This is a genomic window from Ktedonospora formicarum (assembly GCF_016587355.1).
In the GTDB taxonomy this organism is placed as follows: domain Bacteria; phylum Chloroflexota; class Ktedonobacteria; order Ktedonobacterales; family Ktedonobacteraceae; genus Ktedonobacter; species Ktedonobacter formicarum.
In genome coordinates this window covers 1,155,237-1,179,999 of sequence record NZ_BNJF01000002.1, presented here as the reverse complement: position 1 = coordinate 1,179,999, position 24,763 = coordinate 1,155,237, and the positions used below count along the sequence as shown (strand labels likewise).

21 protein-coding genes and 1 pseudogene are annotated in these 24,763 nt (G+C 50.4%); 10 read left to right on the top strand and 12 right to left on the bottom strand.

What is annotated here, in order from left to right; translation table 11 throughout:
- Nucleotides 1–216: 216 nt before the first annotated feature.
- Nucleotides 217–747 (top strand): hypothetical protein, encoded by a 531-nt coding sequence (locus K3T82_RS23950; RefSeq protein ID WP_220196076.1) that lies wholly within the window; start codon nucleotides 217–219, stop codon nucleotides 745–747.
- A gap of 121 nt (nucleotides 748–868) precedes the next feature.
- A complete protein-coding gene (locus K3T82_RS23945) occupies nucleotides 869–2,146 on the top strand; it encodes a phenylacetate--CoA ligase family protein (RefSeq protein WP_220196075.1) in 1,278 nt (425 codons plus the stop codon).
- 85 nt (nucleotides 2,147–2,231) lie between these two features.
- Here the strand turns inward: K3T82_RS23945 and K3T82_RS23940 are convergent, their stop codons facing one another.
- On the bottom strand, nucleotides 2,232–3,104 hold the full coding sequence (locus K3T82_RS23940; RefSeq protein ID WP_220196074.1) for a class I SAM-dependent methyltransferase: 873 nt from the start codon (nucleotides 3,102–3,104) through the stop codon (nucleotides 2,232–2,234).
- Between the two features lie 247 nt (nucleotides 3,105–3,351).
- Here K3T82_RS23940 and K3T82_RS23935 point away from each other — a divergent pair, with 247 nt between their 5' ends.
- Together K3T82_RS23935 and K3T82_RS23930 are read left to right on the top strand one after the other, a co-directional pair.
- Nucleotides 3,352–5,457, top strand: a complete 2,106-nt coding sequence (locus K3T82_RS23935; protein ID WP_220196073.1) for an ATP-binding protein — start codon at nucleotides 3,352–3,354, stop codon at nucleotides 5,455–5,457.
- Nucleotides 5,458–5,602: 145 nt separating this feature from the next.
- Entirely contained in the window at nucleotides 5,603–6,895 is a 1,293-nt protein-coding gene (locus tag K3T82_RS23930; protein ID WP_220196072.1) for a hypothetical protein, read from the top strand.
- A 154-nt stretch (nucleotides 6,896–7,049) separates the two neighbouring features.
- Here the strand turns inward: K3T82_RS23930 and K3T82_RS23925 are convergent, their stop codons facing one another.
- The 4 genes from K3T82_RS23925 to K3T82_RS23910 form a co-directional block, all read right to left on the bottom strand.
- Nucleotides 7,050–7,805 (bottom strand): carbon-nitrogen hydrolase family protein, encoded by a 756-nt coding sequence (locus K3T82_RS23925; protein WP_220196071.1) that lies wholly within the window; start codon nucleotides 7,803–7,805, stop codon nucleotides 7,050–7,052.
- 255 nt (nucleotides 7,806–8,060) lie between these two features.
- A complete protein-coding gene (locus tag K3T82_RS23920) occupies nucleotides 8,061–8,513 on the bottom strand; it encodes a hypothetical protein (protein WP_220196070.1) in 453 nt (150 codons plus the stop codon).
- A 215-nt stretch (nucleotides 8,514–8,728) separates the two neighbouring features.
- A complete protein-coding gene (locus K3T82_RS23915) occupies nucleotides 8,729–9,403 on the bottom strand; it encodes a class I SAM-dependent methyltransferase (RefSeq protein WP_220196069.1) in 675 nt (224 codons plus the stop codon).
- A 63-nt stretch (nucleotides 9,404–9,466) separates the two neighbouring features.
- Nucleotides 9,467–10,174, bottom strand: coding sequence for a peroxiredoxin-like family protein (locus tag K3T82_RS23910; RefSeq protein ID WP_236031473.1), 708 nt, complete (start codon nucleotides 10,172–10,174; stop codon nucleotides 9,467–9,469).
- Nucleotides 10,175–10,458: 284 nt separating this feature from the next.
- On the opposite strand from K3T82_RS23910, the pseudogene K3T82_RS23905 reads away from it, so the two are divergent.
- The 3 genes and pseudogenes from K3T82_RS23905 (at nucleotide 10,459) to K3T82_RS23895 (ending at nucleotide 13,325) form a co-directional block, all read left to right on the top strand.
- A pseudogene (locus K3T82_RS23905) lies at nucleotides 10,459–10,769 on the top strand (winged helix-turn-helix transcriptional regulator).
- Nucleotides 10,770–11,064: 295 nt separating this feature from the next.
- A complete protein-coding gene (locus tag K3T82_RS23900) occupies nucleotides 11,065–11,811 on the top strand; it encodes a GntR family transcriptional regulator (RefSeq protein WP_220196068.1) in 747 nt (248 codons plus the stop codon).
- Nucleotides 11,812–12,011: 200 nt separating this feature from the next.
- On the top strand, nucleotides 12,012–13,325 hold the full coding sequence (locus K3T82_RS23895) for a cytochrome P450 (RefSeq protein ID WP_220196067.1): 1,314 nt from the start codon (nucleotides 12,012–12,014) through the stop codon (nucleotides 13,323–13,325).
- 116 nt (nucleotides 13,326–13,441) lie between these two features.
- Here the strand turns inward: K3T82_RS23895 and K3T82_RS23890 are convergent, their stop codons facing one another.
- Complete coding sequence (locus K3T82_RS23890; RefSeq protein WP_220196066.1) at nucleotides 13,442–14,245, bottom strand: SDR family oxidoreductase; 804 nt, start codon at nucleotides 14,243–14,245, stop codon at nucleotides 13,442–13,444.
- A gap of 155 nt (nucleotides 14,246–14,400) precedes the next feature.
- Here K3T82_RS23890 and K3T82_RS23885 point away from each other — a divergent pair, with 155 nt between their 5' ends.
- On the top strand, nucleotides 14,401–15,330 hold the full coding sequence (locus K3T82_RS23885) for an RNA polymerase sigma-70 factor (protein ID WP_220196065.1): 930 nt from the start codon (nucleotides 14,401–14,403) through the stop codon (nucleotides 15,328–15,330).
- Between the two features lie 60 nt (nucleotides 15,331–15,390).
- Here K3T82_RS23885 and K3T82_RS23880 read toward each other — a convergent pair whose 3' ends face one another.
- From K3T82_RS23880 to K3T82_RS23860, 5 genes are all read right to left on the bottom strand, one after another.
- Nucleotides 15,391–15,687 carry a GlsB/YeaQ/YmgE family stress response membrane protein gene (locus K3T82_RS23880; RefSeq protein ID WP_220196064.1) on the bottom strand — a complete coding sequence of 99 codons (297 nt, stop codon included), beginning with the start codon at nucleotides 15,685–15,687 and terminating at the stop codon, nucleotides 15,391–15,393.
- 197 nt (nucleotides 15,688–15,884) lie between these two features.
- Nucleotides 15,885–16,433, bottom strand: coding sequence for an HNH endonuclease (locus K3T82_RS23875; RefSeq protein WP_220196063.1), 549 nt, complete (start codon nucleotides 16,431–16,433; stop codon nucleotides 15,885–15,887).
- A gap of 79 nt (nucleotides 16,434–16,512) precedes the next feature.
- Entirely contained in the window at nucleotides 16,513–17,160 is a 648-nt protein-coding gene (locus K3T82_RS23870) for a pentapeptide repeat-containing protein (RefSeq protein WP_220196062.1), read from the bottom strand.
- 337 nt (nucleotides 17,161–17,497) lie between these two features.
- Entirely contained in the window at nucleotides 17,498–19,363 is a 1,866-nt protein-coding gene (locus K3T82_RS23865) for an ABC transporter ATP-binding protein (RefSeq protein WP_220196061.1), read from the bottom strand.
- A 2-nt stretch (nucleotides 19,364–19,365) separates the two neighbouring features.
- Entirely contained in the window at nucleotides 19,366–21,273 is a 1,908-nt protein-coding gene (locus tag K3T82_RS23860) for an ABC transporter ATP-binding protein (RefSeq protein WP_220196060.1), read from the bottom strand.
- 504 nt (nucleotides 21,274–21,777) lie between these two features.
- Here K3T82_RS23860 and K3T82_RS23855 point away from each other — a divergent pair.
- Complete coding sequence (locus K3T82_RS23855) at nucleotides 21,778–22,767, top strand: helix-turn-helix transcriptional regulator (RefSeq protein ID WP_220196059.1); 990 nt, start codon at nucleotides 21,778–21,780, stop codon at nucleotides 22,765–22,767.
- A 50-nt stretch (nucleotides 22,768–22,817) separates the two neighbouring features.
- Here K3T82_RS23855 and K3T82_RS23850 read toward each other — a convergent pair whose 3' ends face one another.
- Nucleotides 22,818–23,705 (bottom strand): alpha/beta hydrolase, encoded by an 888-nt coding sequence (locus K3T82_RS23850; RefSeq protein ID WP_220196058.1) that lies wholly within the window; start codon nucleotides 23,703–23,705, stop codon nucleotides 22,818–22,820.
- Nucleotides 23,706–23,847: 142 nt separating this feature from the next.
- Here K3T82_RS23850 and K3T82_RS23845 point away from each other — a divergent pair, with 142 nt between their 5' ends.
- On the top strand, nucleotides 23,848–24,753 hold the full coding sequence (locus K3T82_RS23845) for a LysR substrate-binding domain-containing protein (protein ID WP_220196057.1): 906 nt from the start codon (nucleotides 23,848–23,850) through the stop codon (nucleotides 24,751–24,753).
- Nucleotides 24,754–24,763 lie beyond the last annotated feature (10 nt).

Below are 24,763 nucleotides of genomic sequence, written 5' to 3'. Positions count from 1 at the left end.
TTGCTACCACCCATCGCAATTTAGTTTGCGATATATCCAATTAAAATAGTGCCTTTTTCTCTTTGGGTTGGAGCTATTGGTGGAAATAAGATCAAGAGCTTAATTTTACACCAATATGGTTCATTTGCCCCATACATTAGCCTCCATTGATGAGATATATTCTCTATGCACATGAGAATAATGCATCTCGATAAACACAAAAGCCGGAGGAAATGTATGTTTCGACGTATTCCAAAATCGGTCTGGGTTGTAACACTTCCCGTAGCAATAGTGCTGGGTATCTGGCCGGCTGTCTGGCTGGCTCAAAGCAACTGGGTCTTTTTAGGTGTGCTTATAGGATGGTTGTATGTCCCACAAGGACTGTACCTATTCATTAAAGACAGCTTTTCTACAGACACAGCTCGGCTCCAATGGTTCGCAACGCTTGGTTATCCGCTGGCGATGCTGGGATACAGCGTCTGCGCTTACTGGGTTACACATAGAACGAACTTCATGCGCGATGGGCTAATTGTCACGATTGTTGCAGCATTTGTCAGCGCAGTGGGAGGCATTGCGACAGCTATCACTGTGGTAGATTTCAATCGGCATGAGAACATCCTTAGCGCCATCTCAGGCTACGTGTCAGCGTTGCCAATTCATGGATTCATCCTGATCCACCTTCTCTTCTCAGCGGTACTGGGATGGTTGATCGGTTCAGGAATAGCTCGGCTTAATTCCCGAAAAGCAATAGCACATGGTACAGCTTAAAACAAAACAGTAGCACATCTGCAACATCTCTTCAGTTTTCTTTATCAACGCATAAAGGCTTAAATTTTGCTCTCAATTAGCTGGAATAATACCACATAGCAGTGGAAAGGATGACAACGCTATGTCAAGATTGGAACGCGCCACACGGGAATATATTGTCGAACATCAATTACACAAACTCAGCTCAGGATTGCGCCACATCACAACGTGCAATCGCTTCTACCAGCATAAATTCGCCGTTCACTCCCTGGATATCGATGCTATCCAGAATCTCTCAGACCTCGCTCTGCTTCCCTTCACTACCAAAAGCGAGCTGGTCGCGGACCAGGAAGCATACCCCCCCTATGGCTCCTTCCTGAGCCATGAACCACACGACTACTACCGCCTGCATCAGACCTCCGGTACTACCGGGCATCCGCTCAAGGTTCTCGACACCCTTAAGAGCTGGGACTGGTGGGCTCGCTGCTGGCACACGGTCTATAGCGCGGCAGGCTTGACACGCAAAGACATACTCTTCTTCGCTTTTGGCTTTGGACCCTTCATTGGCTTCTGGTCCGCCTACGAGGCAGCCAGATATCTCGGAGCTCTCACTATTCCCGGCGGCGGCATGAGCTCACTTCAACGTCTGAACACTCTTCTGGACTGCGGCGCGACCGTTCTCCTCTGCACACCTAGCTATGCCCTTCACCTCGCTGAGGTCGCACGCGAGCAGGGAATATCGCTAAGGGAGAGCAGCATACGTGTAACCATTCACGCGGGAGAGCCGGGCGCGTCTATTCCAGCTACGCGCAGGCGCATCGAAGAGGCATGGGGAGCCGAGACATACGATCACGCAGGCATGACTGAGATGGGAGCCTATGGCTTTACCTGCGAAGCGCATACAGGTATTCACGTCAACGAAGGGGAGTTTATCGCCGAAATCCTTGATCCACAAACAGGCGAAGTCGTGCCAGAGGGTCAGCGTGGCGAACTGGTGCTCACCAACCTTGGACGCTGGGGTAGCCCCGCGCTACGCTACCGCACAGGCGACCTCGTTGAGAATGGTGGTCATCACTGCCCCTGTGGTAGGAGCTATCTTGTCCTACCGGGTGGTATACTTGGGCGGATTGACGATATGCTCATAGTGCGTGGCGTCAACATCTATCCCTCAGCCCTCGCGAACATCCTGCACCGCTTCCCCGAAGTCGCCGAATATCAGATCATTGTCACAAGCGCTGGCACGATGGACGAACTCACGCTACGGGTTGAATGCCCCGCAAATCTCGTTCCACGCCTGCAAGAGGAGCTACACCAATCACTCAGCCTGCGCATACCTATCGAAGCAGTTGAGTCCCGGACGCTCCCACGCTACGAACTCAAAGCTCGCCGTGTCATTGACCAACGCCACAACAAAGCCTAAACGAGTTGATCCTCAGATGGGGCGCTAAGCTTTCGTCTGTCGTTTGATCACAATGTTCTCGCTCATCCATTCTATGGAGCAAGCCTTACTTCTTCACCTCGCCAACCACTGTAATAAAGGTCCACAGTCCACAGAAGTCGGGCGACTTCATATCCTCAAGCGCGAGATGATAAAGACGATCTAGTTCAGGTTGCGTCGCGACTTCATGTTTTAGCAAGTAGGGCTGTACAAGCTTGTATCCGGTCGCCCCATCCTGATAGACACGTCTATGCTCAGGCGTGCCAGCCGAGCAATCCACCACATAGGCATAAATGTTGACATCTCGGCAACCTGCGTCCGTGAGCAAGCGCCGAAGCATTGGCGTCACCCCACCATGCCGCCCATCTGGCGAGAAGCCCATGCCCGCGCGAAAAAAGCTCTGGTTTAATAGCGCATGAATCTCTTCGCATGCACGGCTGTTTGTCAGGGCAGACTCGGCCTCCGTCAGGCGGATGAAACCACCCTTGCGCGTTACCCGCGCACATTCACGAAGGAATCTCGGCCAGATGGTCCTCGGCATAAAGCTAGTAAGCAAGCGCGCATTCACAAAGTCAAATACATTGTCCAGGAACTCTAACGGCTTGGTAGCATCCATCTGGCGCAGATGTATATTGCGTACCTGCTCTTCCAAAACCGATGAGCGAGCATATTCAAGCATCGTTGCGCTATTGTCTAGCCCCGTAATCTGTAGACCAGGATTCTCTAACGCGAGATCAATCATCCATCCACCCGCACCACAGGCCACATCCAAAACATCATGTATACCCGCGAGGCTCTCTAGCTCAGGCACCGGCCTCTTCATGCCACTCGCCAGCAAACGGTGTTGCTTACACAGACGCGCGACCTCGCTAAAGTTGCCAGCATCCATCACGTACGTACTCGCCCTCTCCTCCTTGAAAGTATCGGCTTGCTCAGACATCAGGTTTCGCCCTCCTGCTATTTACATTTCCTATTTTTCGCTACATATACCTTCTTTATTATAAGCTGCTGACTTTAGTACTGCAATATATATCAGAGCTTGACATCCATATCTACTAATGCTTATATTATAATGGCTCTGTTTAGGAGCTCAATACCACTCAATATTGCTATGCCTGATAGATTCACAACATCGTCGCAACCCTTTACACCTACATACTTACAGCAGGTACACTATGAGCTCTCTTATGAATAGTAAAGCATATCATTATGCGGAAACGCTACTGGAGCATACGCCTGTAGGTGTTGCTATCTTTGGCGCACACGATTTACGCCTGCTAGAGTTTAACTCAAGCTATCAAGGCTTTCTTGATAACTATTTCGCGACCCGACCAGAACATAAAATCGTCGTTGGCAAGACAGTTTTGGACTGGGCCTTTCACTCCGATAGCACTCGCGTCATGGAGATTTTTAAAGAAGTACAGGCAAGTGGCCAACCTTACCGCAATGAGGAACTCCCTTTCCACGTTGGCGAAGACCTGTCTTATTGGGACTTCATGCTCCAGCCAATCTTTGACGATACCCATAAGATGACTCATATCGTACAGACGCTCAATGATGTCACCAAGCAGGTGCAGGCTCGCCAGCAGGCAGAGAGAGCGCGAGCCGAATCGCAAAGGGTGAGCAATCTTGCTGAGAGTGACCGCCAATGTATCGCCATTATTGAGCGGGTCGCTCGTTGTCTTCGCGACTCCCTTGAGATCGATACCGTGGCCCACAATATCATCTATGCGATCTCTCACCATATTCGCCCCTCAAAAGTTTGTATCTTCAGTAGCGACTCAAATCAGCGCGCGCTACGTCATGTCTGTGCCTACACAGATCCCGTTAGCAAACAGACTGTTTCCGATTTAGAATACATCCCTTTCGAGCACACAGATCTCCCATTTGTCCCCTCCATCCTACAGCAGCACGAACCAATCTTCGTCTCAAATCTGCAACAGGCTGCCACCCAACGCCAGATTGATCCTCAACACGTTCTTGTTCAAGCTGGTATCCAGGGTTATGCCTTTCTCCCACTGTGGCATAGTAATCGTCTCGAGGGAGCACTCAGCGTCCTCTTCGACACTCCCATTGACCCCGACGGAACAGAGGCACGCGTCCTGCGCGGCTCCTGTGCTTATTTCGCATCGGCCCTGGCCTACGCTCGTCAGCATAATTCAGCCACGCGAGAGCAGAGCTATCTCCGTGCTGTCCTTGACCAACTCCCAGAGGCCATCCTTATCGTCGAGTCAGCCGATGGCACAATTAGCTACGCCAACGAGGGGGCCGCCCATATCCTAGGCTACGAACTACAGGACATCCTCAAACAGCCACTCCATCACTACCGTACTCCCCTCACTGAAGATGACCTGAGCTTTGGCGGACGCCACATTACTCCTTGGACCGTGATCGTCAGCCGCGCTCTTTGCGGTGAGACCATCAAAGGAAAAGAGGCTATGGTCGGGCGCTCTTGCGGAAGCCATTTGATCACCCTTGCTTCGTGCGCGCCACTCTACGGTGAAGATAATATTATGAATGGAGCGGTCATCGTCTTTCAGGATGTCACAGCACAAAAGACGATAGAGCAGCATAAAAACGAGTTTTTCTCTATCGCCAACCATGAACTGCGCACACCCATTACTGTCATTCAGGGCTTTACCGAAATCCTACAACTCAAGAGTCAGCAGAGCTATCAATTCGATACCCTCACGCTCTACGCTCTACGTAGCATCTCCGAACAGAGTGAGCAACTCACGCACCTCATCGAAGAGATGATGGATATCTCGCGTATCGAACAATTTCGCTTTACACTCCAACGCCAATCCCACAATCTGCTTACGCTCTTCACCCATACCTTCGAAGCCCAGCAGGTCGCTGCACGTCAGCACACGCTCAAGCTCATTTTGAACAACATCCAACCCGGTGAACACCTGTTAGCCTTTATCGATGAGGAGCGTCTACGCCAGGCTCTCAATAATCTCGTCGGCAATGCTATCAAGTACAGCTCTCCCGGCAGCCAGATTGAGGTTGGTCTGCGTGTGCAGCGCGACACTGAGCAAGAACCCGAAGCCATCTTCTGGGTTAAAGACGAAGGAATTGGCATTGCCAGTGATGAGATTCCCCATATCTTTGACCGCTTCTATCGTGCCCGCAACGTTGACCAGAGCCAAAGCGGCTTCGGCATAGGCCTCTATCTCGTCAAAGAAGTCGTCACCCGCCACGGAGGTCGCCTGTGGGTAGAAAGTAAGGAGGGGCAGGGCTCGACTTTCTATGGTTCCCTTCCTCTTGCTGCTATCCAGAGCGGCACATAGCCACTTTTGTTAGCTAGCTAACTTGTGCTATTATTACCCCATTTTCCCCTACAACTTGCTTAATGTGTGGTACATTTAACTAGCCTTACTAAATCAATATTACTCGATGTATTTATTTTTTTATTTCTACAAGAAAGGATAGTAAATGGAGGAAGGATCTTCTGATACAGCCGCAAATACCAGAAGGCTAGAAGAGCTATTAGATCAATTGGGGACGCGCTATGACAAATCGCTTTCCGGGCTGACTGAAGAGGAGCCTATCGCGCCCTCCAATCCAATCAGTCAGCCATCTTTTCCACCGCCCGGTACATGGCTAAACGAGCTCAAGAGCCTTGAAACGCCAATACAAACAGATGCCAATGCCGTATTGCCTGCTAACCAAACATCACTTGCTAGCACAACCGATCCTCATTCAGGTATACAATCAGGCCCTATTGTAGCGCCACCACTTGCTTATCCGCAGGTGCCGGGCGAGTTCGCGAAGCGCGTCTCTCAGTCCGGCATCCAGAATACCACAGTATCGACCCCCTCTTCGCGCACGACAGACAAGCTGGATGAGAAATCGCTTTCATTCCCAGTAGGCACAAAGTCTGACACAAGCTCGCAGCCAGTGCCAAAGCCAGCACCAAACATTGTGCGCATTCTTCCAGATCCACCACGTCGGGCCTCTGGGAATCGTAAGCGGCGCTCTTTCATCCCCGCTATTGTGTGTCTGGTATTACTCACGATAGCTGGTATATTCTGGCTTATGCAACAGAGCAATGCCAACCTCTTACCGGAGGTACAACAAGAGACAAACTCTATCGCAACGGCTGCGAATACGCCTGCTTTACAAAATACGCCAGGACAAACACCAACCGATAGTCACCATCCGACACAGACAACTACACCCAAGACAAAAGCCACACCTACGACTCCTTCTAACCCAACAACCGCGCCAACTTCGCCTCCCACCCAGGTTGTGAAGCCGCCTGTTACCTCAACCAGTGCCCTCTCCTTTGAGGATGGGGGAACAGATGGCTGGATACATAGCGATCCTGATGGCACCCTTTATTCGGTCAAGAACCAGGCAACGAGCAGCGCGAAAGATGGCAGTCATGTCTTAATGGTGTCATACAATTCAGATAATAGTTCTAGCTACCCAACTCTGGAAACCCCGCTACTACCAAAGACCCTCAAATCCGGACAGACCATCACGGCCTACATTCTCAAAACACAGGGCAGCAGTGTGGAAGCGAGTCTCTATATTGCGGACCAGAACGATACATGGTACAAAGCGACATCAGATAGCAATGTAGCCTTTGTCAATAGTAATCAAACATGGTATTCCTTCACCTTCAGAGTACCATCAAACATCCAGGGACCCGCAACAAAGGTGGGCATTATCCTCTTTGGTTACAATGCCGTTGTCTATATTGATGCTATCGATTGGAACTAGATATCTATTTGTTTCTCCCCATTAGAGGGTGGTACAAGGCCCTGTTCTCATAAACAATCCTGAGAACAGGGCCTTGTACCACCTTTTCTTCGGCATATTTCAACACGCGCCAACGACTTGCCAAAGTGCGATCAATCATACCTTTATTGAGATCCTACTCTAACACATCACGGGGATAAATACTCTTTGCCTGAACACTATCAGCTAGATTAATTTCAACTGTAACAAAGGGAATCTGACGAGATGTAGAGGCTAGCACATCTCCATCTGGATCGATAATCACGCCATGTCCAACAAAGAAGTGATCATCCACGCGATTGGAGGAGATCACGAAGGCCCCCGAAACAATCGCGGCCATACGAGGAGCAACAATCCAGCGCTCATAAGCAATTGATGACGCACGCGGAACTGCAATGATATTCGCTCCTTGTTTGCCATAGTTCCTGGCCCATTCGTTAAACATTACTTCTGTGCAAATCAGAAAGCCAATTGCCATATCCTGTACATGAGTTACCGTGAAATCACGCTCATTGCGGTCAAACCAGCGACGCTCATAAAAGTCTTTTTCATCAGGAAAATAATACTTATCATGAATTCCCTTATACCCCTCCTCAGATGTCCAGGAAAAACCTCGATTGAGATGCTTGCCATCCTTGCTCACCAAATGCGTCCCTAAAATGGCTGCCGGTGCAAGCTCAGAGAGTTGATTCATCATTACATCGTGCTCATTCTGAGCACTCTGCCAGCGCAGAGCATCAAACTCTGGTATCCTGGCAAACCAGGCGGAAAATGGTAATTCTGGCAACAAGACCAGATCACTACGCTGCTCTCTGACATGGGCAATCAGCTCTTTCCAGGCAAAGCTAAAATTTTCTCGGTTATTGGGAAGCTCACATACAGTCACTTTCATATATTTTCTGATCCTTTTAGTGGCTACAAATAGAAGATATACAACTCATCCATATCTCATCATATAATATCAATCTAGCTAAAACCAGAAAAAAGGGCAATCAGATTCCTCAGGTAGCTATTTAAAAGGATCATTCCTCATCATACTTCTTTGTGTAAACGCTCCAAACAATAAAGCAGCCTGGAGGTAGAGTAGTTATTTTGCCCACTCCACCCCAGGCTCCACATGAACGATTCCCGGATCGCTCACATGCTCTCAATTCACTGTCTGGATAGTAATTGATCCGCGTTCGGCATCGCCAGAAGCGGACTGCTTAAGGTGGCGATAGCGCTTCTCTATGCTGAGAATCAGGTACATAGCGCCAATGCCGATGAGCAGGTGAACAATCTGGATCAGCCAGTGCAGGTCACCGGGAAGGATTCGCATCTGCGTCACGCCAAGGACTGGCACCACGAGAGCGTAGGTGATGCCTACAATACCCATAAGCCTGACCCCTGGCGTGAGGAGCGCGATGACTCCTAGCACCAGAAAGAAGAGAGATCCGGTACTACCAAGCACAATATGCACATTCACAATGCTTATAGAGGCCAGAGCCGCCAGAAGCCAGCCTAGTCTCAACAAATTAGCAAGCCAGAACAATAATCCAAGAACCAACGTGGTCATCAGCGCCAAGCGGGCGACCAACGAAATGACGCGTACAACTCTCATAGAAAACCTCTATTATCATCTTCAACAATGATTGCTACCATTTTTGGATCAATCACACTTCCTACCACACCGCATTCTTATGCAGGAAAGCGCTCACACTTCCCTGCACACTATTACCGTTTTCCGAATCGATCACACTTGGATATCTATGTACAATCGTTTTTGGGATCGATCACACTTTCTTCTTCTCGCCTCTGACAATCTCACGCGCTGCTTCATAGACTTTTCCGCGCCTTGACATAGCCGATTTCGGGTAGCTTAGGTGAGTCAGTCCCTAGCTTGCCACTCTCGATCTGGATGAACCCAGCCTCACTTAGAAGTCCTGGCTGATCCTGAACACCACTGTTCCACGGTCCGGTATGCGCGGGACGTGTTGAACCCTCCTCAGACCTCCTGGTATCAACAATCAGTACGCGCCCTCCAGGTTTGAGTACGCGCTCAATCTCTACAAGTCCCTGGCGTTTAAGATCATCAGGCAGAACATGCATCATCAAGGTACTCAGGACCAGATCGAACGACTTATCTGGAAAGGGCAAGTTTTCAATCGCTCCCACCTGGAAGTTAATAGAAGGAGCATCAGTGCGCGCCTTGCGGTACGCGCGCTCAATCTGCTTCGAGCCTGGATCTATTCCACACACACGACCCTTAGCGCCAACGAGCCTATACGCGTCTATGGCTAACGTACCAGTCCCACAGCCCACATCCAGCACCGCTTCTCCAGACTGTAAATCTGCCAGTTCGATAATTTCCCTCTGTAACGCACGCCACTTCCCGGGCGCGGTGAAGGTATTGAAGTACCACAACATCAGGTCGTAGCGCCAGCCAAAATCTAACACATGACCCCTCGTAATATATGTCTTTCCTTTGTCATGATGTATGGATGAACGCATAAAACTTGCTCCTCTATAATTGCCTCTCCGCACTGGCCCTTGCCCAGACGAAAGAGTTGCCATTTATTTGATAACTTTTGAAGCCTGGACAGGACGTAATTTCTCAAGTTTGGCAATGATGGTAGATGGCTCAAGGCGCTGGGTGAAGTTAGGATCGACGAAAGCCAGACACGCGATTCCAGATTGGTCAATAACAAAAGTTCCTGGCATTGGCAGTTCCCAGGATTCGTCACCATTGTAGACAGGGAGATCCATGCCTACCTGTTTATGAGCGGCACGTACAGACTCGTCGAGAGTGAAGACGAGCCCAAACTGACGCGCGACCCTGTTGCCAACATCGCTCAAAACGGTGAAAGTCAATTCCTGCTTCTCCATCAGCGATAGGCTATGGTCCGCTGTCTGGGGTGAAATCGCGACCAGGGAGGCCCCTAACTCTTGAATCTGCGGTAATGCCTGCTGATACGCGCGCAGTTGTAGATTACAGTATGGGCACCATGCGCCACGATAGAAAGAGACCACAACCGGACCTCGTTGGAGTAACGTCGAGAACGTCACTAGATTGCCAAGCGCATCAGGTAACGTGAAATCAGAAACCCGCTCCCCCACTTTAAGAGCTTTGCTGACTGCCTCAGACGCCATTAACTGCTCAATAGGGAGTTGTAACTGGCGTAGCAAAGTGCCTGGTAACTGGTCATATGCCTGCGCCGCTAGCGCGTCAAGCTGCGACTGCAACGAAGTCATATTAACATCCTGTTTCTCCATAGCACTCATGGAATAACCTTCTTTCTCAATGACTGCCAACGGCGGCTTATAAAGCGGTAAATTCGAGGGCGACCATCTCCCCCGTTCTGGTATATCCTGAAAACCGCAAAAGCATGCGCATTTCCCGCGCCAACCTTGTAGTGATTGATATCAATTGTTACAATGTGAATGCTACCTGATTGATTGGGCATAAACAAGTACGCAAAAGTTCTTGACTATGGTCTTATGCGAAAACCAACGCCGCTGCCGCGCTCAGGTTTCCGGATAAGGTGTAAGTATACGGAGGGTCATATATGGCGCAACAAAAAAAGGCAATGAGATGCCCGGCGGGAATCATGACAGTAGGGGGCAGATTCAAATTACAAATCTGGTATCACTTGCTCAACGGAACCAAGCGCTTTGGCGAATTACAGCGCCTCATTCCACAGGCCAGTCGACAGATGCTCACACTTCAATTGCGCGACTTAGAGCAATTAGGCATGCTTCAACGCCGAGTATATGATCAAGTCCCCCAAAGGTTGAATATTCGCTGACAGACCAGGGGCGAAGCTATGAATCTATGATTCGTCAGTTAGATGCATGGGGCGCAAACTTTGGAGCTTAAACATGCTATCGTAGTGAATTCGCGAAGTAGCGCAACTATGGTATAGTATAGATGCTCGCCCATGCTTCCCGGCATTGCTCGCCCGGACAGGCTAGAGGCACACATTTCTTACTCCTTATGAGGAAATTTGAGCGCGTTCTATCTGTTATGAACACCAACACGAGCGCCGACCCCGTGCGGAGACACAGCGCGCTCAGGAGTTCAATAAAGAAAGGGTCCGCGCTAACTGCCGCGAAGGCAGCATTGGTTTTCGAATAAGACCTTGATGGATGATTTACTGCTGGGAAGGTTGCTTATGAGTATCATCTCTCGAAATAGCCCTTTGCCACGTTACTACCAGCTCAAAGAGATCATGCGCGAAAAGATTCGCGGCGAGGAATGGAAGCCCGGCGATCTCATTCCTTCCGAGCGCGAACTCAGTGAGCAATATGGCATCAGCCGCATGACGGCACGCCAGGCCATCACCGAACTGGTCAACGAAGGGCTCTTCTATCGCGAACAGGGGCGCGGCACATTCGTCAGTCGTCACCGCATCACCCAACACCTCACTCAACTCACCGGATTCACCCAGGATATGCAGGCTCGCGGACAACGGGCAAGCGCACATGTCCTCTCCGCCAGAATGTGGCCCGCTGATGAAAAGATCGCGGAGCGTCTGCATATCAAGAGCGGCGACAACGTTTTTCGCCTGCATCGACTGCGCATCGCCGATGGTGACCCCCTGGCGCTCGAAACCTCCTTTATCCATTTCATGGGCTGCGAACGTTTGCTGGAAGAAGATCTCAATGCACATTCGCTCTATCATCTACTAGACGTGAAGTATGGTCAGCCGCCGCTAGAGGCCGATCAAGAGCTTGAAGCTGGTCTGGTTGGAGCGGATGAGGCCCGATTACTCAAGATCTCAGTAGGTAGCCCCGTACTCTATACACGTCGCACAACCTATACTGAACGCAAGCAACCAATCGAATACGCCGCATCTATGTACTGTGGGCACAAATATACTTTCTACACGCACTTGCAACGAGAACACTTTGTCCGCTAAAACACGCAAACATCTACAGGCGCGACTCTCGCTTACGCGAATACCTGAGCATACTCAGGTAGATACAAATACCTTAGAGTCGCGCCTGCCCTATCTCTACAACCCCCACTATCCTTGAAGCGTATCTCCATTGAAATCACCAATTTGTAACCTGTACATCATTACCAACTCGTAGGTTATGCGCTATGCAAGGAGAAAGCATGACTACTTCAGAGATACGCCCATATGAAGCTATTCCAGAAGTTGAATTCCCCGATAACTTCAGCCTCCAAATGGGCCCAGTGCTCGCCGGTCTCTATGAAAAGCATGGTCCGATATTTCGCGCCGAACGTTTTGGAATGCAAAGAATCTACATGCTTGGACCTGAGGCCAACCGCTTCGTTCTGATCAATAATCGCAAAAAGTTTTCCAATCATATTGGCTGGGGGACAGTCTTTGGCGTTGAGCAACTCCTGGGACGGGGTCTGCTCATGATGGATGGCGATGAACACTCACATCATCGTAAGATTATGAATCCCGCCTTTACCTTTAGCTATATGTCGCGCTACTTACCCCTGATGCAGCGCATCATCCGTGAGCAAGCAAAGACCTGGGGCGAGCGCGGCGAGGTTGATATCTACGAGGAGATGCGTACAATCACCTTCAATGTCGCCGCCGAAGCTCTTACAGGCCTAAAGAGTGGTACGGAGGTCGATACCTTCCGCGAACTGTTTATCAATCTGCTCTATCCCACTGGCCCTTTTGATTCAGATGAACAGTACTACGCCTATATCATGCCTCTTCAACAGCGCTTGCGTGAACTCCTTGTTCCTCGTATCGAGGAACGACGCAAGCATCCTACCGACGATATCTTTGGCCTACTGGTAAGCGCTCATGATGAGCATGGCGAAACGCTCACGGATGAACAGCTTATCTCACACATCAACATTCTGCTGGTAGCAGGTCATGAAACCTCCACTAGCTTGAGTGCCTGGCTACTTTATCTGCTCGCACAATACCCCGACTATACCCAACGTATCATGCAGGAGCAGGAGCAACTTCTCACTCCGGGTAATGAGCCAACGTTGGAAGAGATCAAAAAGATGAAGGTGCTGGACAACGCTCTAAGTGAGGCCGAGCGGCTCTATCCTCCAGTCGCGAATGGTCCACGCGGCGTAACAGAGGACTTCGAGTTTCATGGCTATCATGTGCCTGCCGGAACCTTCCTCCTCTATTCCATCACAGGGGCTCATATGATTCCCAGCATTTTCGCGGACCCTGAGAAATTCGATCCCGACCGCTTCACGCCCCCACGCGAGGAGCACAAGAAGAACCCATACGCTCTGGTTGGCTTCGGTGGCGGCCCACGCATCTGTATCGGTATCAACTTCGCTCAGGTCGAAATCAAAGCTCTGGCATCGCATGTTTTGCGCAACTATCACTTCTCAGTGGCACCCAATCAGAATATCCAACAGGTCTATGGAGTCACTGGCTCTCCCCTCAATGGTATTCGCATGCGCTTCAAACACATCTAATTCCCGACGCGCAAGGGTTTCACGGCTACAAAAAATATTGTAAAACACTCAAAAGGATGCTCTTATCCGAGAGCATCCTTTTGAGTGTAGCTCTAAGTATAGATTAGCACTAATGGTCAGGAGCGGCTATCACCAGCCACGCTCAATCGTTCAGCAAGAAACTCCTCCCAGGTACGGATGCCGTCACTGTGATCTGGTGTTAAGTTCGCACCAGCCCGATGAGCACTAGCGGCCTTGCCTGGCTGCCACATAGGTATAATCAAGCGACGCTGATGCCTGGCACGCAGGTATGCGCGCATCAGATCAGCCATCGCGTATATTCGTGGCCCACCAAGGTCAGGAGCAAAACCAACAGGTTCTCCTAACGTGAGCTGGACCAATCGATCAGCCACTTCTTCGGCAGCGACTGGTTGGTATTTAAAACCAGCAAAAGTTGGCATAACAGGCAACTTCGCCATAGCCTGAGCGACTGTAAAGAGCAAGTCATGAAACTGAGTAGCGCGCAGAATCGTCCAGGGCAAGCCAGAATCAATCACAATCTGCTCGGAGGCACGCTTAGATGCGAAATAGCCGAACATGGCTCGGTCCATGAATCCTTCAACCGGAACGCGGTCCGCGCCTACAACGGAGATATATACCAGATGCTTCACACCCACTCCCGATGCCGCTCGGACCAGATTCTGAGTCTTCACTTCGTCGCCACTATTGCTACCCGCACAATGCAAAATGATATCAACGCCCTTCATTGCGGCATCGATTCCTGAGCTCGTTGTCAGATCACCTGTCACAAACTCGATGCCTTCTCCAGACTCGCGGCTGTGTCGACTTAGAACCCGTACCTTGCAGCCGGCATCCCGCAAGCTAGGGACAACATTACGACCAAGGGTACCAGTTCCGCCCGTAACTAGAATATGTAGCATAGTAATTTCTTCTCTCATTTCTAAATATTCTGAATGAACCTCAGATGTCGTACAGGAGACGAGAGAGCACAGGCAAATGTGACAGGCCTCCTTTTTGTTCTCTACCCTGAAATAGACTTATAATACGCAGGAAGAGAGAAGGAGAAATGTAAGTGATGGATGAACCCATAAGCCAGGAAGAAGAGTTTGAGCATTACCGCTCGCTCCTCTTTACCATTGCCTATCGAATGACCGGGAGCGCAAGCGACGCTGAGGACCTTGTTCAGGAGACATATCTACGCTACCAGGCAAATGCCAGCCAGGATATTGTCTCCTTGAAGTCATATCTTACAACCATTATTACCCGTCTGTCACTCGATTATCTAAAATCGGCTCGCGTCGCACGTGAGCAGTATTTTGGTGTCTGGTTACCCGAACCAATTCTCACAACGGGAGATAACGAATCTCTCCAAAACAACCTTGAGAAACAAGAAGCGCTTTCGTTGGCGTTTTTATGCTTGCTAGAAGCTCTCAACCCACCAGAGCGAGCCGTTTTTCTCTTGCACGAAGTCTTTGATTATCCCTTTAGCGAAATCGGGACAATGCTAGAGAAAAGCTCGGCCAATTGCCGCCAGATTTTTCATCGGGCCAGGCAAGCCTTACAAGACAGGAGAACGCGTTTCGAGCCGGAGCCACAGCGCCAGCGTCAATTCGTGCTTAGTTTTCTTTCCGCCAGCCAAGCCGGTGACATGGCGGCACTGACCAGCCTTCTGTCACAAGAGACCATATCCTGGTCGGACGGTGGTGGCAAGATACAGACAAACTTCAAACCAATTTATGGTCAACAAGCCGTGGCGCGCTTCTGGTGTTTCTGGCTCAGTGGAGCCTACAAAAACAATCGGGCTCTGCTACATACGTTGGAGGAAATTAACGGCAACCCCGCAATTCTGTTCTGGGATGAAGGTAAACTAGTTATAGCCATCAGCATGACCTTGAACACCGAAGGGATTCAGGATATCTATACTCAAATGAACCCAGATAAACTGGCCTATCTGCAAAAACAACTCTCTAGCACTCACTACCGTCCAGAAAACAGAATGCCATAAAAAACAGCCAGGGGAGCAGGTAACCTGCTCCCCTGGCTGTTTTTTATCTTCTGATGCTCGTTAGCGCCGAACCGTTCCGCGCGAGACCGCTCGTAAGATTGCGATCAAGATACATGCGCCAATAAAGGCAATGATAATCGATCCAATAAGGCTGTTAGAGCCAAGTCCCAGCAAGCCAGCCAGGAAACCACCAATCAACGCGCCCACCAGGCCCACAACGATATCTCCGATGACGCCATAACCACCACCGCGCATAACCACGCTCGCCAGGAAACCGGCGATCAAACCAACAAGCAACCACCATACAATCGTACTCAAGCCCACATCCGCAAGTATAAGGCTAGCTGTAGTAAACATCACTCAAATCCCTCCTCTTCGATTACGATAACTTCTTTGATGCCTTGATAATGAATCTTCGTTGTGTCCTTACAGATATTATCACGGCAAAAGAGGAGAGAAAGATTCACAAATACAAGCAGATAGCGTAGGATTAATAATTCTTTAATTTTACATTAAGCTTTTTAATTTTACATTTATAATGCATTCAGCTTATTTCATCCCTTAGGCATCTGCTCATATACAGCCAGCCAATCGGTGGCGAGCTTAATCTGGGCCTGCTTCAGATCAAGCGTGCCTGCACACACCTGACTATGCAGAAAGCTCTCAACACGATCCTTCTCATGGGCCCCTGGTTTGGGGTTAAGTGCCTGAGGCCACAGATTAGCAGGGCTATTAGAACCACCTAGATCCAGGCTGATGAGATGATCTATCTCAAATTTACTACTAGACTGTTGATCAATACCATATGCTGTAAAAATCTGGCTCCGCAGGCTCTGTGGCATCCCTTGCATCATGGATGTGTAGTCATTCTTGCACACCTTTTCTTTTGTTATACCTGCAACAGCATCTCCCGGCGTACATCCTTTATCTGGTAAGCTACTGCGCACGACACAACCCGAAGTCCTGGTCTGTGCTCCCCAGGTTGGCCCAGGAGTTAATCCTGCGGTACTGAGGTTTTTGGTCGAAGTTTCCTGAGCGCATGCGGATAATATCAGGGCCACAAACACACAGCCTGCAAACAGACAGTATAACCTCTCTCGCATAGCCTTTCTCCCACGGAAAATGGCTCGCTAAGCGAGCCATTTTCTTACCTATCCTTACTCACGAATGTTACGTCTACGTTCATATCAACTCGTCTGTCTTCGGATTCCCATAAGACCACTCCACATTCACCCCTAACACTTGAACCAGGGCCAATGCCTGCATAGGATCTATAACTAATCCCTGTAAATCGTTCGCGCTTATATGTAGACCCTCAATCTCACAGCCAGCGATCCGTGCGCCTTTGAGTCGCGCGCCAGAGAACTGTACACCTCGCAAACGACAACGCTCAAATACTACCCCTGTGAGATCGGACCCTTGAAAATCGGCCTCGCTCAAATCACAATCCTCGAAGCGAACCGCCCTGAACTTAGCGAAGCGAAACTGGGCCAGGTTGAGCTTGCAATCCTGGAATACCACATCATGCAAGCGCGATTCGTTGGCCTGGAAACCCATCAGAAAACAGGAGCGAAACTCTATGCGATCAAAGCTAGCTTGCTGCCACTGTGCACCCGCAAGTTCTGTAGACTCCAGGCGGCAGTCCTCTAAGCGGATCAGCTCAAACTGGCTCTCGCTCAGCTTTACGCGCTTCAATAATAGCTGATCCAGATGAACATGCTCAGCCACCTGCCCACTTAACTCCTCGCGCGCGAGGATAAACTGACTATAGTGCGCGTGGTCCTGCACGAAAGGCGTTGGCAGGGCATGCGTCGCCATACGTCGGGGCAAAAGCGGGGCTTTAATAATCCTCACCGCTTGATGTTGGCCGGTTATATAATTGCTGTCAATAATAACATCACCCCTTTCTCACGAACACTTTCAAAGATATCCTCAATTACTCCAACGCTCGACAACTCCGAATTTCTCACCTCTTTCTCTTATACGACATCTACCGCAAAGTTTATCACATGGGAAATAAGGGATGCAGGTACGATTATCGCTAACAATCGTACCTGCACACCCTGCCTTCTGAGAGAAATGCCCAATTCTTTACAAAATTCAGGAAGGGGTATGAATGAGACGTTAGCCTCACTCATACCCCTTCCTGACTACGTTCTGGTATCTATTAGACGGCTCTTGGCAACTCTTCCTTCACATCCGTATGGCGGAAGCCCATTGCATAGAGTGAGGCGTACGCACCCTCAGCATCCAGCAATTCGTCGTGTGTACCCTGTTCGACAATCTGGCCCTGCTTCAAGACAATGATCTTGTCCGCGCCCTTGATCGTCGAGAGACGGTGAGCGATCACAAACGCCGTGCGCCCATAAAGTAGGCGACGCAGGCCCTCCTGCACCAGGACCTCTGTAAAGGTGTCAATGCTTGCCGTGGCCTCATCGAGAACCAGGATACGCGGATCAGCCAGCAGAGCGCGCGCGAAGGAGATCAACTGACGCTGTCCCACACTCAGGTTACGTCCACGCTCACGAATGACTGTATCATACCCCTCAGGCATGCCTAGAATGAGATCATGCACACCCACAACCTTCGCAGCCTCCTCAACCTCTGTATCACTCGCATCCAGGCGCCCATAACGGATATTTTCGCGAATCGTGCCAGTAAAGAGGAACGGCTCCTGAAGCACGATACCAATTTGTCGCCGCAACGATTGTTGTTTCACTTCGCGAATATCGTGCCCATCAATCAGTAATTTCCCATCCAGCAACTCGTAGAAGCGGGGAAGCAGGCTGATAATGGTACTCTTACCAGCCCCGGTCGGACCCACAATAGCAATCGTCTGACCAGCTTCAGCCTTGAGATTCAGCCTCTTGAGAACTGGATGCTCCTTCTTGTACCCGAAGACCACATCCTTGAACTCGACGGTCCCCTTCACCTGTGGCATCTCATAAGCATCCTCGCGATCCTGAATCGAAATCGGGACATCGAGAATCTGGAAAATGCGCTCAGCAGCCACACCCGCGCGCTGCAGCTGCGTATACTGCATGCTCAGATCGCGTATGGGGTCGAAGAAACGGTTGATATAGAGCGTAAAGGCAACAAGTATGCCAACCTGCAACTCACCATGCGCGACCATCCAGCCACCATAAAGGACCGCCAGAGCCGTCGCGACAGCAGCAACAACCTCGACCAGCGGCAGGACCAGGGCTGCGATGCGGTTCGCTTCCAGGTTAGTATCCAGATTATAGTGGTTCAGCTCTTCAAACTCTTCGCGGTTACGATCCTCACGCGCAAGGCTCTGGATAACACGCATACCCGAGATATTTTCCTGCAAGGTTGCGTTCACCAGCGAGATAGCCGCGCGCGTGCGACGGAACGAGCGTTGAGCATAACGCTGCCAGAATATGGCGATAATAACCATGACTGGCAATACCGTAAAGGTAAGCAACGCCAGACGCACGCTCATCGCTAGCATAGTGGCAATGATACCTATCAACGCGACGAGGGAGCCAAGCATCGAGAGCAAACCCGAACTCAGCATCGATTCCATGACATCGATATCGCTCTGAAGGCGCGACATGACGCGACCAATCTGCGTATGGTCATAGAAGCTCAGGGAGAGCTTCTGCAAGTGCGCATACATGTCGGCGCTCATGTTATACAGAATCTTCTGTCCCGCCAGAGACATGCTCCAGATTTGCCAGTATTGCGACTGCCACATGCCAACGTTAACCAGCAAGAGCGCACCACTAATCCAGGCCAATCCTACCAGATCGCTATGGCTGATAAAGCTGTCAATCGCCACACCAATCAGGTAGGGGTTCGCAAGGTTAAAGGCCGTGTAGAGCAACACCAGGAAGCAACTCATAATCGTTACCCCTTTGTACTTATCGACATAGGGGCCAAAGCGACCGATGAGCTTCCAATCGAACTTACCGTTGATATCTTCATCTGAACCCGCCAGGCTATTCTCGTTCCAGGTATGTTGGGCCGCTAGCTTGGCATAGAGATCATATTTTGAACTTTTCTTGCGCACAATCACCGCATCACCTCCCTTTTCTCAGCGTTCTCTATCTCCATATAGTCAGTCGTATCTACGTCCTTGCGATTCTTACGCAACTCCTCTTCAACCTGATCAGCTAGTGCGCGAGCCTCAAACTCTTCTTGCTCACGCAACTGCAAATCATACAGGCGCGCGTAGCGTCCATTCTCTTTGATCAGAGAATCATGCGTACCACGCTCGACAATCTGCCCTTCTTCGATAACCATGATCTGGTCGGCATTCTTAACTGTTCGCAGTCGCGAGGCTACGACAAATGAGGTACGCCCTTTCATTACGGCCTCTAGCGCCTGCTGAATCAGGTATTCTGTCTCCATGTCGACGCTTGACGTCGAGTCATCCAATACCAGGATACGCGGATCAAGCAGGAGTGTACGCGCGATGGCGATACGCTGCTTCTGACCACCGGAGAGCGTTACACCGCGCTCACCCACCCAGGTATCGTAGCCATCAGGCAGCGTCATGATAAATTCGTGAATGCGCGCTACCTTCGCCGCATTATAAATCTGCTCATCGGTCGCGCCCCGAACACCATAGCCAATGTTGTCACGGATCGTCGCGTTGAAGAGGAAGACATCCTGTAGCACCAGACCAATATTGCGGCGTAGCGACACCTGTGTTACGTCACGCACATCTATACCATCCACCTTCAGCGAGCCACCAGTCACATCATAGAAGCGGGGCAACAGGTGCAGGAGCGAACTCTTTCCGCTACCAGTCACACCTAGCAACGCGACCACCTGACCGGGCTGAGCGTCGATGTTGATATCATGTAGAATCTGTCGACCGCGATTATAGGCAAAGTCCACATGCTCGAACTGCACATGGCCTTCGATATTCTTTAATTCCTTCGCATTGGGAGCATCCACAACCGTCGAGGTGGTATCAAGCACGTTGAAGATGCGCTCACCAGCGGCAAGTCCGCGCATGAACCAGTTCACCATGAAGCCAAAGGTACGAACCGGCGTCGCCAGCAAGAGAGCATACTGTGTTACCGCAACCAGTGTACCCAGACTCAGATGATGCTGGATGACCGCGACACCACCTACCCAAAGCACCAGCACAGTCACGATATTGAGAACAAAGACCAGCAAAGGCTGGTTCCAGGCCATAAAGCGCATTGCCTTCAAGCTGTAATCGCGCAAGAGCTGATTTTGCTTATCGAACTTGTCCATTTCGAACTCTTCGCGCGCGAAGGCTTTAACGACCCGCACACCACTCAAGCTCTCCTGCATAACCGTGCTTAACACGCCGTTCTCATTCTGGACAGCCAACCAGATAGGGCGAATGCGCACCGCGACCTGTGAGGTAAACACCGCCAGAAATGGCACACAGATGAGCGTTACCAGTGCCAGCACCCAGTCAAGCGAGAAGAGGAGCCCTGCGACCGCCACAAAGGTGACAATAGCCAGGCAGGCACGCATAAGACCAAAAGGGAGGAAGTTGCGTATTCCCTCGATATCCACCGTCATACGCGACATCAACTGACCCGTCTCAGAATCATCGTGGAAGGCAAAACTGAGATTTTGCAAATGGTCATACATTTTATTACGCAGATCATATGAGACATCTTGCGAGACGGACTGTGAGAGGTATCCCTGCCCATACGCGAAGAGACCTCGTAGAGCGCTGGCACCAAGAATGGCTGCCGCAGCGATCAACAATCCGGTAAAATCCCCGTTTCGCACACCTACGTCGATAACCCATTGCAGTAATTGCGGCACTACCAGCGACGCACCAGTTGCCAGCGCAACACAGAGGATAGTAACAACGGACCAGAACCAATGGGGGCGCAATAATCCTACAATTCGAGTGAGTATACGCCAATTAAACTTAAATGATTCAACATACGATGATAATAATTTTTGCTGTCTCTCTAATGGCATTGCAAGCAGGTCCTTTCTTGACACGCCTATAGCCTCTACGCACAAACCACATCTTCCCTTTAAAAGTCTAGCTTGCAATGACTGACAGGGGGGTGTCAGTTATTCGATGAGTTTTGAGGGATACTGAAAAACAGCGACACGCATACCACCGCGCTTTACACTTACATGCTTGCTCAGATCACTACACAAGCCACATGCACTACGTGCATTATGTTAGGAAGCAACCAAGCCATTATGGCTCATCAATAGCGGCCCATTGCCTATATAAAAATATTACTATAATCAGATATAGGCGCAGAAGATGAAGGACCATACCTGACCTGTACTTATCTGTTTTGGCGACATCCATTTAAAATCGGACATGGCAACCATTCATATCTCTATGAGTATAACGTCAAAAAGGGCAAAATGTTGCATAACTAGCCCTATTTTCTACTGAGAAAAGATGCCAAAAACACTACTATAACCTTGCCATTAGGTACAGCTTCATGTCAGAATACAAGTATGCAAAAGATCGAGCGTCTCATGGCTATTACGCTACTGTTACAAGCACGCGGAAAAATGACAGCCAGGAGACTAGCCGAGATTCTAGGGACATCCACGCGAACAATTTATCGCGATATTACTTCCCTCTCGCTGTCTCATGTACCTATCTCGATGGATTATGGGCCAGGTGGAGGGTATTATTTACCGGCTGACTATCAATTTGACTCGACCGTCTTCACGCGTGAGGAAGCGGTTTCCTTAATTCTCAGCACGGATATCGCAGGTAACTATAGCCTTTTCGCAGGGGACGATGGACTTCACCGCGCGCTCATCAAACTGGAGGCCACGCTTCCAGAAGAGTATCGCAGCGAGGTGCGAGAGGCACGTGAGCGAATCTTCTTCGATATGACTGCCTGGCGCTTTGGCAGCGCGCGCACAAGCTATCTTGAACAGATCCGCTCCGCCGTTCTACAGGCCTTGAAGGTTGATATCCTGTATCCCTGTGTCTCTTGTGTCGACACGCCCGGCATGAGATGGCGTCGCCTCGACCCTATCGGGCTGGTCTTTAAGGGCCTGTCGCTCAAACATATTCGCACAGGTATCTGGTACCTTGTGGCCTACTGCCATACCTGTCGCACGTATCAGACCTTCCGTGTAGGCAATATTGAAAATATACGCGTCTCCGAAGAGGTGGTATGCGAGCACCAAAACTTCGATCTCCGCACGTACTGGAAGGAGGAACGCAGCCTCTCCGAGGCAAATCAGCCACCTATAGGCGTTATCTTACACATCAGCGAGGAGGCACGTCATAAACTTGAGGGGCGCTATACCATTCTAGAAGCCCATCCCGATGAGAGTATCATTGTCGAGGTAAAGCTCAATTCGGTAGAGGTCGCCGTTCCTTATGTCCTGGCTTTCGGTATACAGGCAATTGTTATTGAGCCAGATGAAGTGCGCATCGCCGTCGCCAACGCGGCCCGCCAGATCGCGGAACAGTATTACACCTGAGAGGAACTGACCAACCATACAACGGCTAGTTCCTCCCGGGTTATCCAACATCATTTTCTTAACAAGTGTCGCACAAGAAAGGCGCACTGGTCAGCAACCGTTTGCTCAAAAATCGCGCCCTCGTAAAAGTCATAATGGTCGCAATCATAGCACAAGGCCTCCCCATGTGGCGCGGCCTGCGCGGTCTTGAGTGCCGCTTGGGGCGAGTCGGCTGTGTCGCGATTCCCTATGCACATCAGGAGCGGACACTCTACACGAGATGCATAGGTAATGGGGCGATAGAACGGAAGGCTCAGAAGCGCGCGGACGGCAATCCTATTCTTCCAGTGAACGCCATTAGGCACGAGATGCCGCAGATCGCGTTCCACATCAGGAGACTTAAAGATCGCTAATTCGTCAGGTTTTCCCATGATTTTGATGTAACTAGGAGACTGCCCCAACCACCCCCAAAACTGGTCCTTGATAGCCCTTGCCAGCATCGGCAGCATCGCAAGAGGTTTGACAGCGGCAAGGTTGGTAAAACCATCCGTAAAGGGATTCTGGGCTATCACAGCCGCCAGGCCACGAACGCGGGCAGCCGAAACGATAGCATGTCCTCCACCCAACGATGTTCCCCACAATGCGATTCGTTCCGCATCGAGTTCCGTATGAGCGCGAGCATAAGCAATAGCCGATGCCCAATCCTCAAGCTGACTCTCAATATGTACCAGTTCACGCGGCTCACCTTCGCTGGCTCCAAAATAACGGTATTCAAAGACAATGGCCGCAATCCCAGCCTCGACAAAGCGTGTGGCGTAAGCATCCAAGCGCAGTTCGCGAGTTCCACCCAAACACTGTCCCAGGATCACACAAGGAAATGGACCCGATTCTGATGGCAAATATAGCCAAGCAGCACAGCGCTTTCCCTGAGAAGAAATTGTGATATCTCGTCGCTTCATGTGTCTCTCCTCTGATTCTATCTATAGAGGGGATCGCCCCCTCTTGCTGAGATACAGCTTAACAGGGTATACTATCGCTTGTCCAACACTTATTTCGCTTCTATTAACACTTCTACCATACATAATAGGGGAGAAAGCCTCTATGGAGCTTCGCCACTTACGCTATTTTGTCGCCGTTGCCGAAGAGTTGCACTTTGCCCGTGCCGCCGAACGACTACACATCGCGCAGCAGCCGCTAAGTTTTCAAATCAAGCAACTTGAAGAGGATTTAGGGGTGATGCTTTTTCGGCGCACCACACGCCGGGTCGAACTGACAGATGCAGGCCACGCCTTTCTCGTGGAAACCTATAGTGCACTTGCACACCTACGGCAGGGGATGGAATTAGCCAGGAGAGCAGAACGAGGAGAAGCGGGATCGTTAGTGGTCGCCTACGTAAGTATAGCCCTCTTCAACCTAATACCAGGGGTAGTGCGTCTCTTCCGCGAGCGCTTTCCTGATGTGCAGATCACATTGCGCGAGATGTGCTCTCCCGAACTCGAAGAGCACATCTTAGAAAAGGGCTGCGATGTGGGTCTGGTTGTACAGGGAATGCATGTCCCTGAAATCTCCTATGAAACCGTCCTAAGCGAGCAAGCAATGATTGCCATTCCAATCAAACATCCACTCGCAGGCCAGGGGCCAATCTCGCTCGATGACTTCGCCTCAGAACCGTTTATTATGTATGAGCGCACACAAAGATCTTTAATCTACAGCCAGATTATCGCGATGTGCCTGGAAGCTGGCTTTAGTCCCAACATCGTTCAGGAGGCGACATCCGAGCAGGCAGTGATTGGGTTAGTGGCAGCGGGTATTGGGGTCGCACTGGTTTCATCCTGCCTGAGCGAATTACGCACGCATGAGGTGATCTACCGCCCGCTCGCGGGTCCCGCAACCCTGGTTAAGTATGCAATGGCTTGGAAACAAGAGAATACCTCCCCCTTAGTCAAGGCTTTTCTCAATGTGGTCAGGGAAGTTTCCCAGCATGCAACCTTGGACCCGTCTTTATGACAGATAAAGG